Origin of the sequence: Billgrantia montanilacus (assembly GCF_003336675.1) — a bacterium.
Classification (GTDB): Bacteria; Pseudomonadota; Gammaproteobacteria; order Pseudomonadales; family Halomonadaceae; genus Halomonas; species Halomonas montanilacus.
This window is the reverse complement of the sequence record NZ_QPII01000006.1, coordinates 120343-134458: the sequence shown is the minus strand read 5'-3', so window position 1 is coordinate 134458 and position 14116 is coordinate 120343. Positions and strand designations below refer to the sequence as shown.

Annotated in this window: 17 protein-coding genes; 14 read left to right on the top strand and 3 right to left on the bottom strand. The window is 63.0% G+C overall.

The window, feature by feature from the left end:
* Positions 1–10: 10 nt before the first annotated feature.
* Both DU505_RS10460 and DU505_RS10455 read right to left on the bottom strand, forming a co-directional pair.
* Positions 11–664: a methionine ABC transporter permease gene (locus DU505_RS10460; protein WP_114478932.1), complete on the bottom strand. Its 654-nt coding sequence runs from the start codon at positions 662–664 to the stop codon at positions 11–13.
* Positions 645–1718 (bottom strand): methionine ABC transporter ATP-binding protein, encoded by a 1074-nt coding sequence (locus DU505_RS10455; RefSeq protein ID WP_114478931.1) that lies wholly within the window; start codon positions 1716–1718, stop codon positions 645–647. The genes DU505_RS10460 and DU505_RS10455 overlap by 20 nt, the downstream gene beginning before the upstream one ends.
* Before the next feature lie 413 nt (positions 1719–2131).
* On the opposite strand from DU505_RS10455, the gene DU505_RS10450 reads away from it, so the two are divergent.
* The 7 genes from DU505_RS10450 to DU505_RS10420 all read left to right on the top strand — a co-directional run bounded on the left by DU505_RS10450 (position 2132) and on the right by DU505_RS10420 (position 8118).
* Positions 2132–2761: a riboflavin synthase subunit alpha gene (locus tag DU505_RS10450; protein ID WP_114478930.1), complete on the top strand. Its 630-nt coding sequence runs from the start codon at positions 2132–2134 to the stop codon at positions 2759–2761.
* Positions 2762–3015: 254 nt separating this feature from the next.
* The gene (locus DU505_RS10445) at positions 3016–4320 is read left to right on the top strand and encodes an NCS2 family permease (RefSeq protein WP_114478929.1); all 1305 of its coding nucleotides are present in this window, start codon (positions 3016–3018) and stop codon (positions 4318–4320) included.
* Positions 4321–4344: 24 nt separating this feature from the next.
* Positions 4345–4890, top strand: coding sequence for an adenine phosphoribosyltransferase (locus DU505_RS10440; RefSeq protein ID WP_114478928.1), 546 nt, complete (start codon positions 4345–4347; stop codon positions 4888–4890).
* A gap of 7 nt (positions 4891–4897) precedes the next feature.
* Positions 4898–5374 carry a xanthine phosphoribosyltransferase gene (gene gpt / locus DU505_RS10435; protein ID WP_114478927.1) on the top strand — a complete coding sequence of 159 codons (477 nt, stop codon included), beginning with the start codon at positions 4898–4900 and terminating at the stop codon, positions 5372–5374.
* Between the two features lie 3 nt (positions 5375–5377).
* Positions 5378–6073: a uracil-DNA glycosylase gene (ung, locus tag DU505_RS10430; RefSeq protein ID WP_114478926.1), complete on the top strand. Its 696-nt coding sequence runs from the start codon at positions 5378–5380 to the stop codon at positions 6071–6073.
* A gap of 63 nt (positions 6074–6136) precedes the next feature.
* Positions 6137–6766 carry a uracil phosphoribosyltransferase gene (gene upp / locus DU505_RS10425; RefSeq protein WP_066448473.1) on the top strand — a complete coding sequence of 210 codons (630 nt, stop codon included), beginning with the start codon at positions 6137–6139 and terminating at the stop codon, positions 6764–6766.
* A gap of 107 nt (positions 6767–6873) precedes the next feature.
* Complete coding sequence (locus DU505_RS10420) at positions 6874–8118, top strand: uracil-xanthine permease family protein (protein WP_114478925.1); 1245 nt, start codon at positions 6874–6876, stop codon at positions 8116–8118.
* 51 nt (positions 8119–8169) lie between these two features.
* Here DU505_RS10420 and DU505_RS10415 read toward each other — a convergent pair whose 3' ends face one another.
* The gene (locus DU505_RS10415) at positions 8170–8751 is read right to left on the bottom strand and encodes a cupin domain-containing protein (protein WP_181872795.1); all 582 of its coding nucleotides are present in this window, start codon (positions 8749–8751) and stop codon (positions 8170–8172) included.
* Positions 8752–8932: 181 nt separating this feature from the next.
* Here DU505_RS10415 and mobA point away from each other — a divergent pair, with 181 nt between their 5' ends.
* The 7 genes from mobA (at position 8933) to DU505_RS10380 (ending at position 14115) form a co-directional block, all read left to right on the top strand.
* The gene (gene mobA, locus DU505_RS10410) at positions 8933–9538 is read left to right on the top strand and encodes a molybdenum cofactor guanylyltransferase MobA (protein WP_114478924.1); all 606 of its coding nucleotides are present in this window, start codon (positions 8933–8935) and stop codon (positions 9536–9538) included.
* A complete protein-coding gene (gene mobB / locus DU505_RS10405) occupies positions 9535–10116 on the top strand; it encodes a molybdopterin-guanine dinucleotide biosynthesis protein B (protein ID WP_114478923.1) in 582 nt (193 codons plus the stop codon). The genes mobA and mobB overlap by 4 nt, the downstream gene beginning before the upstream one ends.
* Complete coding sequence (moeA, locus tag DU505_RS10400; protein WP_114478922.1) at positions 10113–11384, top strand: molybdopterin molybdotransferase MoeA; 1272 nt, start codon at positions 10113–10115, stop codon at positions 11382–11384. The genes mobB and moeA overlap by 4 nt, the downstream gene beginning before the upstream one ends.
* Positions 11381–12208 (top strand): cyclic pyranopterin monophosphate synthase MoaC, encoded by an 828-nt coding sequence (moaC, locus tag DU505_RS10395; protein ID WP_114478921.1) that lies wholly within the window; start codon positions 11381–11383, stop codon positions 12206–12208. The genes moeA and moaC overlap by 4 nt, the downstream gene beginning before the upstream one ends.
* 1 nt (position 12209) lies before the next feature.
* Complete coding sequence (moaE, locus tag DU505_RS10390; RefSeq protein ID WP_114478920.1) at positions 12210–12692, top strand: molybdopterin synthase catalytic subunit MoaE; 483 nt, start codon at positions 12210–12212, stop codon at positions 12690–12692.
* Positions 12676–13674, top strand: coding sequence for a GTP 3',8-cyclase MoaA (gene moaA / locus DU505_RS10385; RefSeq protein ID WP_114478919.1), 999 nt, complete (start codon positions 12676–12678; stop codon positions 13672–13674). Before moaE ends, moaA begins: the two co-directional genes overlap by 17 nt.
* 150 nt (positions 13675–13824) lie before the next feature.
* The gene (locus DU505_RS10380; RefSeq protein WP_114478918.1) at positions 13825–14115 is read left to right on the top strand and encodes an H-NS family histone-like protein; all 291 of its coding nucleotides are present in this window, start codon (positions 13825–13827) and stop codon (positions 14113–14115) included.
* Position 14116: the final 1 nt, after the last annotated feature.

The following is a 14116-nucleotide window of genomic DNA, read 5'->3' as shown; positions in this document are numbered from 1 at the left end:
GGGACTTCTCTTACTTGCGATCCGATTTGCGCACCAGATAGTCGCCCAGGCTCTGGAAGCCCTGGACCATCACCACCAGGATCGCCACGGTGATCAGCATGACGGTGGGGTTGAAGCGGTTGTAGCCGTACCGAATGCCCAGGTCGCCCAGGCCGCCGCCGCCCACGGCGCCGGCCATGGCCGAGTAGCTCACCAGGGTCACGATGGTGATCGTCAGGCCGGTGATGATGCCGCCACGGGCCTCGGGCAGCAGCACCTTGGTGATGATCTGCCCCGGCGTGGCGCCCATGGACTGGGCGGCCTCGACCAGGCCCGGCGGTATCTCGTTGAGCGCGCCTTCCACCAGCCTGGCCACGAAGGGTATGGCGGCGATGGTCAGCGGCACGATGGCGGCATTGGTGCCGATGGAGGTGCCGACCACCATGCGGGTGAAGGGGATGATGGCTACCATCAGGATGATGAAAGGAATGGAGCGGCCGATGTTGGTTACCATGCCCAGCGTCTGGTTCAGGGCAGGGCGGGCGAGTATCTGACGCGGCCGCGTGACGTACAGCATCACCCCAAGCGGTACGCCGAGCAGCGCCGCGAGGATGCCGGAAACACCCACCATATAGAGGGTATCCAGAGTGGCCTTGATGATGAGGTCAATCATCGCGCTGGACATGGCCAAGCACCTCCACGTGAAGATCATGGGATTCGAGATAGTCGATGGCCTGGCGCGTCTTTTCGGCCGGCCCCAGCAGCTCGGCGATCATCAGGCCCAGGGTGCGCTCCTGGATCGATTCCACCTTGGCCTGGAGAATGCTGACATCGACCTCGCAATCCCGTGCCAGGCGAGAGATCAGCGGGGTGGAGACAGCATCGCCGGAGAACGCCAGGCGCACCACCGGGTGGGTATGCTCGCCGGGCTCGGCTTCCAGGCGTTCGACCAGCCCCTTGGGTGGTTCCAGCTGCAGGAAGTCGTTGAGGAACTCGCGGCCCAGCTGCGTGCCCGGGGCGGTGAAGAAGTCGCCGACATCGGCTTCCTCCACCAGCTCGCCGCCGGAAATCAGGCTCACCCGATGGCAGATCGATTTCACGACTTCCATCTCGTGGGTGATCAGCAGGATGGTCAGGCCCAGTTTTTTATTGATATCGCGCAGCAGCTCCAGGATCGAGCCCGTGGTCTGGGGGTCGAGGGCGGAGGTCGCTTCGTCACACAGCAGTACCCGCGGCTCGCTGGCCAGTGCCCTGGCGATGGCGACACGCTGCTTCTGGCCGCCGGAGAGCTGGGCGGGATACTGGCTGATCTTGTCCGTCAGCCCGGTGAGTTCGAGCAGGGGCATCACGCGCTCGCGAATGGCGGTGCGCTTCATGCCCATCAGTTCCAGGGGCAGGGCGACGTTGTCGAATACGTTGCGCGTGGTCAGCAGGTTGAAATGCTGAAAGATCATTCCGATACGGTGGCGAGCCTGGTTCAGGGCCGAGGAGGAAAGGCGGGTCATCTCCTGGCCGTCCACCGTCACGCTGCCGCTGGTGGGGCGCTCGAGCAGGTTGACGCAGCGGATCAGGGTCGACTTGCCGGCACCGGAAAGGCCGATCACGCCGTGGATGCTGCCTTGGGGCACATGGAGATCGGCGTTCTTCAGGGCTTCGACGACCTTGACGTGGCCTCGAGCGCCGTCCTTGTGGCCGCCCTTGATATGGTAGGTCTTGGAGACGTTGCGTAAAGTGATCATCTGGCTTCCACTGAGCAGGCCGTTTCATTGCGGGGCGAGCAGTGGGTGTCAAAAAAAAGCCACCCTGACGGGTGGCCATCAACGCTGGACACACCCTTTTAGCTGCACTTCACGTCGAAGAGCGCTCGAAAGCGCTTTCGACATGGGCGCCCGCAATCCGGGTACAAATCGGCGCCTTTAAATGTGACGGCCAATGCTACGACCAAAGACGTAAGCTGTCAATCGAGGCGGTGTTTCTTGTGCGGTGACCTGCGATACGGCAGTAAAATATGCTGGAAGGCGGCGAATGGATCTGCCTTTTTATGGTGTCGGCTCCGGCGCATCGCAATGGTGCGATGGACGTGGGGCCCGCGACTTTCTACACTGCCAGCCCTATTTCATCCTCCCGCTCGGGAGCTGCACGAGGAAACTCCATGTTCACAGGCATCGTTCAGGGAACAGCGGAAATCGTGGCCATCGAGGAGGCCGAAGCCTTCCGAACCCATGTCGTGGTTCTCTCCGATGAGCTGCGCCGGGGGCTGGAGCCCGGTGCCTCCGTCGCACACAACGGTGTCTGCCTGACCGTATCGGCCATTGAGGGACAGCAGGTCAGGTTCGACCTGATGCGCGAGACACTGAAGGTGACCAACCTGGGGGCACTCGGGGTAGGGGACCGGGTCAATATCGAACGCGCGGCCTGCTTCGGTGACGAAATTGGCGGGCATGCCATGTCCGGCCATGTCATGGCCATGGCCGAGCTGGTGGAGCTGGATGAGGCCCCCAACAATCGTCGGCTCTGGTTCGAGGTTCCCCATGCGCTGGGTCGCTTCCTCTTCGCCAAGGGCTATATCGGCGTGGATGGCATAAGCCTGACCATCGGCGAGATGAGGGCTGCCAACGTCGATCATGGGCCACGGTTCTGCGTCGATCTGATACCCGAGACGCTGGCACGCACCATTCTGGTGGATCGGGTTCCCGGGGACCGGGTGAATATCGAGGTCGATCCCCAGACCCAAGCCATCGTGGAAACCGTGGAGCGCGTGCTGGCCGCCCGCGAACCCTGATACCGTGCTCGATTGACCGTTTCGTCAAGTTTCCGTTGGTGGCCCGGCTGGCGCTTGGCCTGGGGTTTGCTTAAAACTTGGCCTGGCGTTTGCCAAATCAGAGAGAAGAGCGAAGCGAAGAAAATGAGAAGAGCGAACCATGCCGCATCGATGATGCAAGGGTCGCCTCGCATCGCCGGTGCCCTTTGGGTACCATGTGCGGCTTTTCTCGCCCCGCTGGACGATAACCAGAACAATGCGCAGGATTGCCTCCAATGCTGAAAAAACTGATCGATAACCACTTCAAGCTGACAGAGCACAACACCAGCGTGAAGACCGAGGTCATTGCCGGGATCACCACTTTCCTGACCATGGCCTACATCATCTTCGTCAACCCCAGCATCCTCTCCGAAGCGGGCATGGACTACGGCGCCGTCTTCGTGGCGACCTGCCTGGCGGCGGCTGTCGGCTGTCTGATCATGGGTCTCTGGGCCAACTACCCCATCGCCCAGGCACCGGGCATGGGCCTCAACGCCTTCTTTACCTATGGCGTGGTGCTGGGCATGGGCTACACCTGGGAGGCGGCACTGGGTGCCGTGTTCTTCTCCGGCTTCTGCTTCTTCCTGCTGAGTATCTTCAAGATCCGCGAGTGGATCATCAACTCCATACCGCTCTCGCTGCGGCTGGGTATCGCCGCCGGTATCGGCCTGTTCCTGGCGATGATCGCACTGAAGAACGCCGGCATCGTGGTCTCCAATCCGGCGACCTACGTTGCCCTGGGCGATCTCTCCGAGCCGGCGGCCATCTATGCGCTGCTGGGTTTCTTCGTCATCACCGCCATGGCCTACCTGAAAATCACCGGCGCGGTGATGATCGGCATCCTGGGCATCACCGTGCTGGCCATCGTGCTGGGCCACAACGAGTACGGCGGGATGATGTCCATGCCGCCCTCCATTGCGCCGACCTTCATGGCCATGGACCTGATGGGCGCGCTGGATATCGCCATGCTCAGCGTGATCTTCGCCTTCCTGTTCGTCGACCTGTTCGATACCTCTGGCACCCTGGTGGGCGTGGCGCACCGTGGTGGCCTGCTGGACAAGGACGGCAAACTGCCGCGCCTGAACCGAGCCATGATGGCCGACAGCGGGGCCTCCATGGCCGGTGCTGCACTGGGCACCTCTACCACCACCAGCTACATTGAATCCACGGCGGGCATCGCTTCCGGAGGGCGCACCGGTCTCACTGCCGTGGTCGTGGCAGTGCTGTTCCTGATCAGCCTGTTCTTCGCACCGCTGGCGGGCTCCATTCCGGCCTACGCCACGGCCGGGGCGCTGCTCTACGTGGCCGTACTGATGGCCGGCAGCCTGGCCCACGCCAACTGGGAAGACCCCACCGATGCAGCGCCGGTGCTCATCGCGGCCCTGGCCATGCCGCTGACGTTCTCCATCGCCGAAGGAATAGCGCTGGGCTTCATCAGCTATGCCGCCATCAAGGCGCTGTCGGGGCGGTTCCGGGACCTGAATCCGGCCGTTATCGTGCTGGCCATCCTGTTCACGCTGAAATTCCTGTTTCTTGACTGATCATCCTTCTCACCGAGAGCTGCAATGAGTATCTACGGCGACTACATCAAGTCCGTGATCCGAACCGTTCCCGACTGGCCTCAGCCGGGGATCAACTTCCGCGACATAACCCCGTTGCTGCAGAACAGCTCGGCCTTTCGCAAGCTGATCGACAGCTTCGTGCATCGCTATCAGGACATGGAACTCGATGCCATCGCTGCCATCGACGCCCGGGGGTTCATCATCGGTGCGCCGGTGGCCTACGAGCTCGGGTGCAGCTTCGTGCCGGTACGCAAGAAGGGCAAGCTGCCCTTCCGGACCATCAGCGAGACCTATACGCTGGAATACGGCAAGAGCGAGGTGGAGCTTCACTCCGACGCGTTCCGTCATGGGGACCGAATCCTGCTCATGGACGACCTGATCGCCACCGGCGGCACCATGCTGGCCGCCGCCAAACTGATCACCCGTTCCGGCGGCCATGTGGTCGAGACCGCCACCATCATCGACCTGCCCGAGATCGGGGGGTCGAGCAGGATCCGCGAAGCTGGCTTCGGCGTCTTCGCGGTCTGCTCCTTCAATGAAGATGAGTGAGGCAGAGATGAGCAACCGGTACCACCAGCACTTCACTGTCTCATGGGACCAACTCCATCGCGACGTGCGCGAGCTCTGCCATCGGCTGGTCGAACGTGACTTCAAGGGCATCGTCGCCATCACCCGCGGCGGACTCATTCCGGCGGCGCTGATCGCCCGAGAGCTCAACGTCAGGCTGATCGATACCGTCTGCATCAGCAGCTATGACCACATGAGTCAGGGCGGCCTCGACGTGCTGAAGGGGGTCGACCACGATGGCGATGGCTGGCTGCTGGTCGATGACCTGGTCGATACCGGCAAGACGGCTCGCAAGGTGCGCGAGATGTTGCCCAAGGCGCATTTCGTCACTGTCTACGCCAAGCCCGAAGGGCGTCCGCTGGTAGATCAATATCTCACCGAGGTGGCCCAGGACTGCTGGATCCAGTTTCCCTGGGACATGGGCATCGCCTATGTCGAACCCCTCGTTGACCAGGTCAAGCGCTGAGCCATGAGTTGCCCGCTACCCGATAGCTGGTGCCGGTGGCTCGGTGACGAGTTCCAGGCGAGCTACATGCAGTCGCTGCGTGATTTCCTGGCGGCCGAGAAGGCGGCCAGGAAGGTCATTTACCCGCACTCGTCGCACTGGTTCCGCGCCTTCGAGCTGACGCCGCTGGACCGGGTCAAGGTGGTGATTCTGGGGCAGGATCCCTATCACGGCCCCGACCAGGCGCACGGGCTCTGCTTCTCGGTTCGTCCCGGCGTGCCGGTGCCGCCTTCGTTGAAGAACATCTACAAGGAGCTGGCCGACGATGTGGGCTTCCGGCCGGTTGCCCATGGCACACTCGAGTCCTGGGCCCGGCAGGGTGTGCTCCTGCTCAATACCTCGCTGACGGTGGAGCAGGGCAGTGCCGGCTCTCACCGCGGCCGCGGCTGGGAAATCTTTACCGACCGCGCCATCGCCACGGTCAGCGCCCATGCCGAGCCGAGCGTCTTCCTGCTGTGGGGGAGTCATGCCCGCCAGAAAAAGGCGCTGGTCGATACCGGGCGTCACCTGGTGCTGGAGTCGCCGCATCCCTCGCCGCTTTCGGCCCATCGAGGATTCTTCGGCAACCACCACTTTTCCCGGGCCAACGCCTTTCTCGATCAGAACGGGCGTGAACCGATTCACTGGCAGCTACCCGACTCGCCCGAATCCGCGCCTTAACCTCAACGGCGGATGAAGGTAGAATGCCTCCGCCCGCCCACCCGTCGCCTGAGAGGTCTGCCCATGAGCGTTCATGCCATCAATCATCCGCTGGTCCAGCACAAGCTGGGACTGATGCGCGAAGCGGGCATCAGCACCAAGAGCTTTCGCGAGCTTGCCGGTGAGCTGGCCAAGCTGCTCACCTACGAGGCGACCCAGGATCTCGAGCTCGAGACCCAGGAGATCGACGGCTGGAGCGGCAAGCCCATTCCGGTGAAGCTGCTCAAGGGCAAGAAGGTCACCATCGTGCCGATCCTGCGTGCCGGGCTCGGCATGCTCGACGGTGTGACCGACCTGATTCCCAGTGCACGCATCAGCGTGGTCGGACTCTACCGCGATGAAGAGACCCTCGAGCCGGTACCCTACTTCGCCAAGTTCGCCGGTGACCTCGACGAGCGCATGGCACTGGTCATCGACCCGATGCTGGCCACCGGCGGCACCATGGTGGCGACCCTCGACATGCTGCGGGATCGCGGCTGCAAGCATATGAAGGTCATCGTGCTGGTGGCGGCGCCCGAGGGCATCAAGCGCGTGCAGGACGCCTATCCGGACATCGAGATCTACACCGCGGGCATCGACGATCACCTCGACGAGAACGGCTATATCGTCCCCGGGCTCGGTGATGCGGGGGATAAGATCTTCGGCACTCGCTAAACACCGGAACATGGAAACATCACGCCCCTGAGATCGCCATCCAGGGGCGTTTTTCTGGCAGGACGCCTTCGACCCATAGCAACGATATACAAGAAGGAATACACCCCATGAACGAACAAGCGGCGGCGGCCCAGACGCCGGTCGACTCCCTGCCCAAGACCCTGCTGACCGGGGCCCAGATGCTCTTCGTGGCCTTCGGCGCCCTGGTGCTGGTACCGCTTCTGACCGGGCTCGACCCCAGCGTGGCGCTGTTCACCGCCGGTGTGGGTACGCTGATCTTCCATGGCGTGACTCGCGTTACGGTACCGGTTTTCCTGGCGTCGTCGTTCGCCTTCATCGCACCGATCCAGGGCTCGGTGGCCAGTTTCGGCGTCTCGGCGACCCTGGGTGGCCTGATGGCGGCCGGTCTGGTCTATGTCGCGATCTCCCAGGCGGTGCGTCTCAAGGGCACCGTCTGGCTACACCGGCTGCTGCCAGCGGTGGTGGTCGGGCCGGTGATCATGGTGATCGGTCTGGCCCTAGCCCCGGTGGCGGTGAGCATGGCCACCGGCGAAACCAGTGACCATATCGGCTACGGGCCGGCGATCTTCCTCTCCATGGCAAGCCTGCTGGTGACCCTGGTGCTGGCGGTTTTCGGCCGCGGCATGCTGCGGCTGATCCCGATCATGGGTGGTATCGTCGCCGGCTACGCGCTGGCGCTGCTGATGGGGGTGGTGGATTTCGCGCCGGTGCGCGATGCTGCCTGGCTGGCAATCCCCAGCTTCACGGCACCCAGTTTCCACTGGGCGGCGATCCTGTTCATGATCCCCGTGGCCATCGCCCCGGCCGTCGAGCATATCGGCGACATGGTGGCCATCGGCTCGGTGACGAAGAAGAACTACCTGGAGAAACCGGGGCTCCACCGCACCCTGCTGGGTGACGGCCTGGCCACATCCACGGCGGCGCTCTTCGGTGGCCCGCCCAACACGACCTATTCCGAAGTGACCGGGGCGGTGACGCTGACCCGGGCCTTCGATCCCAGGATCATGGTGGTGGCCGCCTTCATCGCCATTGTGCTGGCATTCGTTGCCAAGCTGGGTGCCTTGCTGCAGACCATTCCCGGTCCGGTCATGGGAGGCATCATGACCCTGCTGTTCGGGTCCATTGCCGTGGTGGGCATGAACACACTGGTCCGCGCCGGCCATTCGCTGACCGCACCGCGGAACCTGGTGGTGGTATCGCTGATCCTGGTCTTCGGCATCGGCGGCATGCAGTTCGGCGGCGGCCAGTTCACCCTGCAAGGCGTCAGCCTCGCCGCGCTGGTCGGCATCGTGCTGAACTGGGTGCTGCCCGGTGCCGACGAGGAAGAGTAAGGCCGCCGACGGCTGCCTGAGATGGCGCCCGGCGCAGGCCGCGGGTGCCAATCAGGCGTGATGAGTCTCCCTGCCGCCCTCTGCGAAGGTGGGTGGGGAGTTGGCGCTGACGATGACGCACTCAACGTCGCCGATATTGCGGAATCGGTGGGGCAGCCGCGAGTCGAAGTAGTAGGCGTCTCCGGCGCCGAGCACCCGGACTTCTCCGGCCACGGTGAGCTCGATCTCACCTGAGATCACCACGCCGCCTTCTTCGCCTTCGTGCTCCAGCATGTCCGTGCCGGTATCGGCCCCCGGGGGATAGCGCTCGTGGATGATCGATATGCTGCGGTCCGGACGGCGAGCCGCCACGAGCCGCCAGGAGAGATTGCCGTCGCCGATCTCGGTGAGCTCGTCGGCAGTGTAGAAGGCTCGGGGCGGGGCGGGCTCGTCACCGGCGAAGAAGGCACTGATCGATACCGGCAGGGCATCGAGGATCTTCTTGAGCGAACTCACCGAGGGGCTGACGCTGTTCTGCTCGATAAGCGAGATGGTGCTGTTGGTGACGCCGGCCCGCTTGGCCAGTTCACGCTGGGAGAGCTTGCGTGCCTTGCGCAGTTCGCGTAGTCGGGTTCCTACATTCAATGCTTCCATCGTCAGCTTCCGTCGGGTCCGTTCGATTTGTTTGACACATCATACCTGCTGGCCATGCCTTGCATAAACATCGAGAGTGATCCGCATCATGGTAAGCAGCGATGAAGGCGCCCCGTCATGGCACCGTGGCGCTGGCTAGGGCATCATGGGAAGCATTCCGGAACGGGCAGCAGGAGCCATGATGAATCCTAGGCATGACGTGACAGGCCTGATCCTGGCCGGTGGGCAGGGTCGGCGCATGGGCGGGCGGGACAAGGGGCTGGAACCCTTCGCCGGTCGACCGCTGGTGGCGCATGTTCGGGAGCGTCTCGAGGGCAGAGTAGCCAGTGTATGGATCAATGCCAATCGACATCACGAGGCCTACAGCAGCCTGGCTGATCGAGTTGTTGCAGACATCGAGGGTGACTATCAGGGGCCGCTGATGGGTATCTACACCGGCCTGCGTACCGCCCAGACACCCTGGCTGATCGTTGTGCCCTGCGACAGTCCCGCACTGCCCATGGATCTCGTGGAGCGTCTGGTGGCAGGCATCGGTGAGGGCGATATCGCCGTGGCCCATGACGGGGATCGCCTTCATCCGGTCGTGGCGCTGCTTCGGGTCTCGCTGGCTGACGACCTCGAGGCGGCGCTGGTCGCCGGCGAGCGCAAGATCGACCGCTGGTACGCGCGTCATGACTGGTATCGCGTCGACTTCAGCGACTGCCCGGCAAGCTTCGCCAACCTGAATACCGAGGATGACAAACAGCGTCTCGAGGCGCGCCTGGACGAGGAGACCCGGACGGGATGAGTGCCGTGAGCCACGCCCCTCTGCCGCTCGATGAAGGCCTGCCCCTGCTGGGCATCGCGGCCTGGAGCGGTACCGGCAAGACCACGCTGCTGGAGCGACTGCTGCCGGCGCTGACTGCCCGTGGGTTGCGTGTCGCGGTGATCAAGCATGCTCACCACGGCTTCGATGTCGACCAGCCGGGCAAGGACAGCCACCGCCTGCGAATGGCAGGGGCATCGCCCATGCTGGTTGCCTCCCGGGCGCGCCTGGCGCTGATGATGGAAACGCCACATCAGGAGGAAGCCGATCTCGCAACGCTGATCGAGATGATGCGTCCCCAGCGTCCCGACCTGGTGCTGGTGGAGGGCTTCAAGGCCTGGCCGCTGCCCAAGCTGGAGCTGTATCGCGAGGAGGTCGGCAAACCCCTGAGGGTTGCCGAGGACCCCTGGGTCAAGGCGGTGGCCAGTGCCGAGTCCTTGATCCTGCCCAAGGGGGTCGAAGCGCTGCCCCTCGATGACCTGGATTCGCTCGTTGACTGGGTGGCGGCCTGGCCGGCGCGGTGGCCGTCCGAGCGCTCGCCTCGGGAGCCAGAGACATGAGCCTATCCTGTTTCGACTTCGGGGAGCGCATGTTGACGGTGGATGAAGCGAGAGCCGCCGCTCTCGAATTGGCGCCGCGGCCTCTGGGCGACGAATGGCAGCCCCTCCAGAACCTGCACGGTCGGGTACTCGCCCAGTCCCTCGTCTCGCCCATCGATGTGCCCCAGAACACCAACAGTGCCATGGACGGGATTGCCCTGGCCTGGCCGGAAGCCGACGGGCGGCTCCCCGAGAGCTGGGCCCTGGTCGGTGAGGTGTTGGCTGGACATCGTCATGTGGGTCGACTGGCGCCCGGCGAATGCCTGCGTATCACCACAGGCGCGCCGTTGCCAATCGGTGCCGACACGGTGATCATGCGCGAACAGGTCGAGCTTCACGATCACCGTGCCCGGGTCCAGCATCCGGACTCGGTGCGCAAAGGGCAGCATGTACGTTTCGCCGGTGAGGACATCGCCCGAGGCGCCATTGCGCTTGCCGCGGGAACCCGATTGGGATCGGCGGAACTGGGATTGGTGGCGTCATTGGGCATGGCGCAGGCCCTCGTCCATCGTCGGCCACGCGTGGCCATCTTTTCCACGGGAGACGAGGTGACCGCTCCGGGCGAGCCGCTGCCGGCGGCCGGAATATTCGACGCCAATCGCTTCTCGTTGGCAGGGCTTGTCGCCGAGCATGGCGGTGAGGTGTGCGACCTTGGCATCCTACCCGATGATCGTGATGTCATGATCGCCGCCCTTGCCGGCGCCGCAGGCGATGCCGACCTGGTCATCACCAGTGGCGGCGTGTCGGTGGGCGAAGCCGACCAGGTACGTGCGGTCCTGGCGGAGGTGGGTGAGCTGGGTTTCTGGAAGATTGCCATCCGTCCCGGCCGGCCATTGGCCTGCGGGCGACTCGGGACGCAGCAGACGCCATTTTTCGGCCTGCCAGGGAACCCCGTGGCAGCCATGGTCACCTTCCTGCAATTCGTCGCGCCGGTGCTCAGGCGGCTTCAGGGCTCCGAGGCGCCAGACCCATGCCGACTCACGGCACGCGCAGAGAGCGACCTGCCGAGCAGGAAAGGGCGCGTCGATTTCCTGCGTGGCATCTTTTACAGCGATGCCCGCGGGCAGCTCCGTGTACGCAGCACTGGTCATCAGGGCTCCGGCATTCTCTCTTCCATGGTGGCCGCCAACTGTCTGATCGAGATCGCCGCCGACTGCGAGAACGTGGCCAGGGACGAGGTCGTTACCATACAACCGTTTGCTGATATCTGCCGAGGCATGCCTTCATGACACTGACCCATCTCAATCAACGCGGCGAAGCTCATATGGTGGATGTCGCCGACAAGCCCGAAAGTCGTCGGGAGGCGAGTGCGTCAGGCTACATCCAGATGAAGCCCGAGACACTGGCGCTGCTCAGCGAAGGAGGGCTACCCAAGGGGGATGTGCTGGCAACCGCGCGAATCGCCGGTATCCAGGCCGCCAAGCGGACCCATGAACTGATTCCACTATGTCATGCGCTGGCGCTGTCCAAGGTCAGCATTGAGTTTCGGCTCGACGAGGCAGCGTCACGGGTCGAGGTAAACGCGACCTGTCGGCTCAATGGCCGCACCGGAGTAGAAATGGAGGCCTTGACGGCAGTTTCCGTGGCCTGCCTGACGCTTTATGACATGTGCAAGGCGGTAGACAAGGACATGGAGATAGGCGGTATCCATCTCGACACCAAGACCGGGGGCAAGTCGGGGGATTATCAGCGTGAGACACCCCCCCACCGTGACAGTACCGCCGCACCGGCACCGATCGTGACCGGTGAAGGCGTGGCGGGACAGGTCTCCGTGGGCACCCGCTGCGATATCGAGGATCCCTGCCTGCGGGTCAAGTTCCTGGCCGAGCTGCGTGAACTGCTTGGTGTCAGCGAGCTTTCCCTGCCGCTGGATAGCCTAGCAAGCGCTGACGTGGGAGGCTTGAAATCGGCGCTGGTCAGTCGCGACAAGCGATTCGCGCGCCTCTCGGAGGGACGCGTGCTATGTGCGGTCAACCAGGTGATGGCCGTGGACAGCACGCCCATCACCAACGAAGACGAAATCGCCTTCTTCCCACCGGTCACGGGGGGCTGATATGGTACAGGCAGCCAAGATTGAGGTGCGACAGGAGCCCTTCGATGCGGGTGTCGAGCAGCGGTTATTGCTGGCGGGCCGCACCGATATCGGCGCCGTGGTGAGCTTTACCGGCCTGGTTCGTGACTTCAACGAGCGTCCCGATGTCACGGCATTGACCCTTGAACACTATCCGGGCATGACGGAGTCGGCGCTCGGCGGGATCGTCAGCGATGCCGAGGCGCGTTGGCCGCTTCAGGGCGTCCGCGTCATCCATCGCGTTGGACGCATGACCCCGGGAGATCCTATCGTACTGGTAGTCGTGGCCAGTGCGCATCGTCGTGAGGCCTTCGAGGCCTGTGATTTCATCATGGATTATCTCAAGACCCGCGCCCCCTTCTGGAAAAAGGAACACAGTGTCTCGGGCGACTACTGGGTTGCGGAGCGCGATTCGGACCACCAGGATGCCAGCCGCTGGGAGAGCGATAATGACAGTACCCTCTGAGCTGATCGACGACTTCGGTAGGCGCGTGCGTTATGTCCGCATATCCGTCACGGACCGCTGCGACTTTCGCTGTGTCTATTGCATGAGCGAGGAGATGACTTTTCTGCCTCGTGCCCAGGTTCTCACGCTGGAGGAGCTCGGCATGGTGGCTCGCGCCTTCGTCGAAATGGGGGTCGAAAAAGTTCGCCTGACGGGCGGCGAACCCTTGGTCAGGCGCGACATCGGCCGCCTCGTCGAGGACATCGGCTGTCTTCCCGGGCTCAGGGATTTCGCCATGACCACCAACGGTGCAGGCCTGGTGAAACACGCGCATCGCCTGCGTGAGGCGGGTCTCAAGCGGCTCAATATCAGCCTGGATACGCTCGATGCCGAGCGCTTTCGTCAATTGACGCGCACCGGTGATCTGGCCCGTGTTCTGGACGGTATCCGCGCGGCAAAGGCGGCTGGCTTCGAGCGCATCAAGCTCAATGCCGTGGTTCTGAAAGGGCGTAATGACGATGAGGTGGTCGACCTTGTGGACTTTGCGCGCAGTGAAGGTCTCGACATCAGCTTCATCGAGGAAATGCCGCTGGGAGACGTCTCCGACCATTCCCGGGCCGAAACCTTCTGTTCCAGCGATGAAGTGCAAGATCTCATCGAGCAGCGATACCCCCTGATTCCGACCACGGAATCCACCCTGGGACCATCTCGCTACTTTCGCATGGGCGACAGCGATTCGCGTGTGGGCTTCATTTCACCGCACAGTCACAACTTCTGTTCTACCTGCAACCGAGTCAGGGTGACCGTCGAAGGGCGCCTGCTGCTCTGCCTGGGTAATGAGCACTCCGTTGATCTGCGTGCTGTGCTGCGTCGTCATCCCGGCGATATCGATGCCTTGAAAACGGCCATCGTGGAAGCCTTGCCCCTCAAGCCAGAGCGCCACTATTTCACGACCGATGGCGAGGTACAGGTGGTGCGCTTCATGAACATGACGGGTGGATAAACACGCCTTCATCCCTTCATTTTCGTTTCTTATTTGAAGAAAAAAGTCACATTTCTGCATCTGCATTTCTTGCCAATTGGTCAACAGGACATATACTTTTGACGAGTAAGCGATTCAGCTTGCTCGTCGTTTTATGTATGGAGGAGGCCAATGTCCAGCGAAACCCTGGAGCGCATCGCCCGTAACAAGAACGTGGCTCGTGCCGCCGCTCGCCAGCTGAGCATGGAGCAGCTGAATAAGCTCTCCGATGTCATTGGCGAGGTAATCGAGCAGAAAAAAGAAGAAGACAAGCTCCGCGAAAAGGAGGAGGCGGACAAGGAAAAGAAGCTGGCTGAGATCCGCGAGGCCATGAGCGATGCCGGTCTCTCTGTGGAAGATCTCGTGGGGGAGCCGCCGCGCCGTAAGCGTGGTCGTCCACCGAAGAATGCCGGGGGCTCTTGAT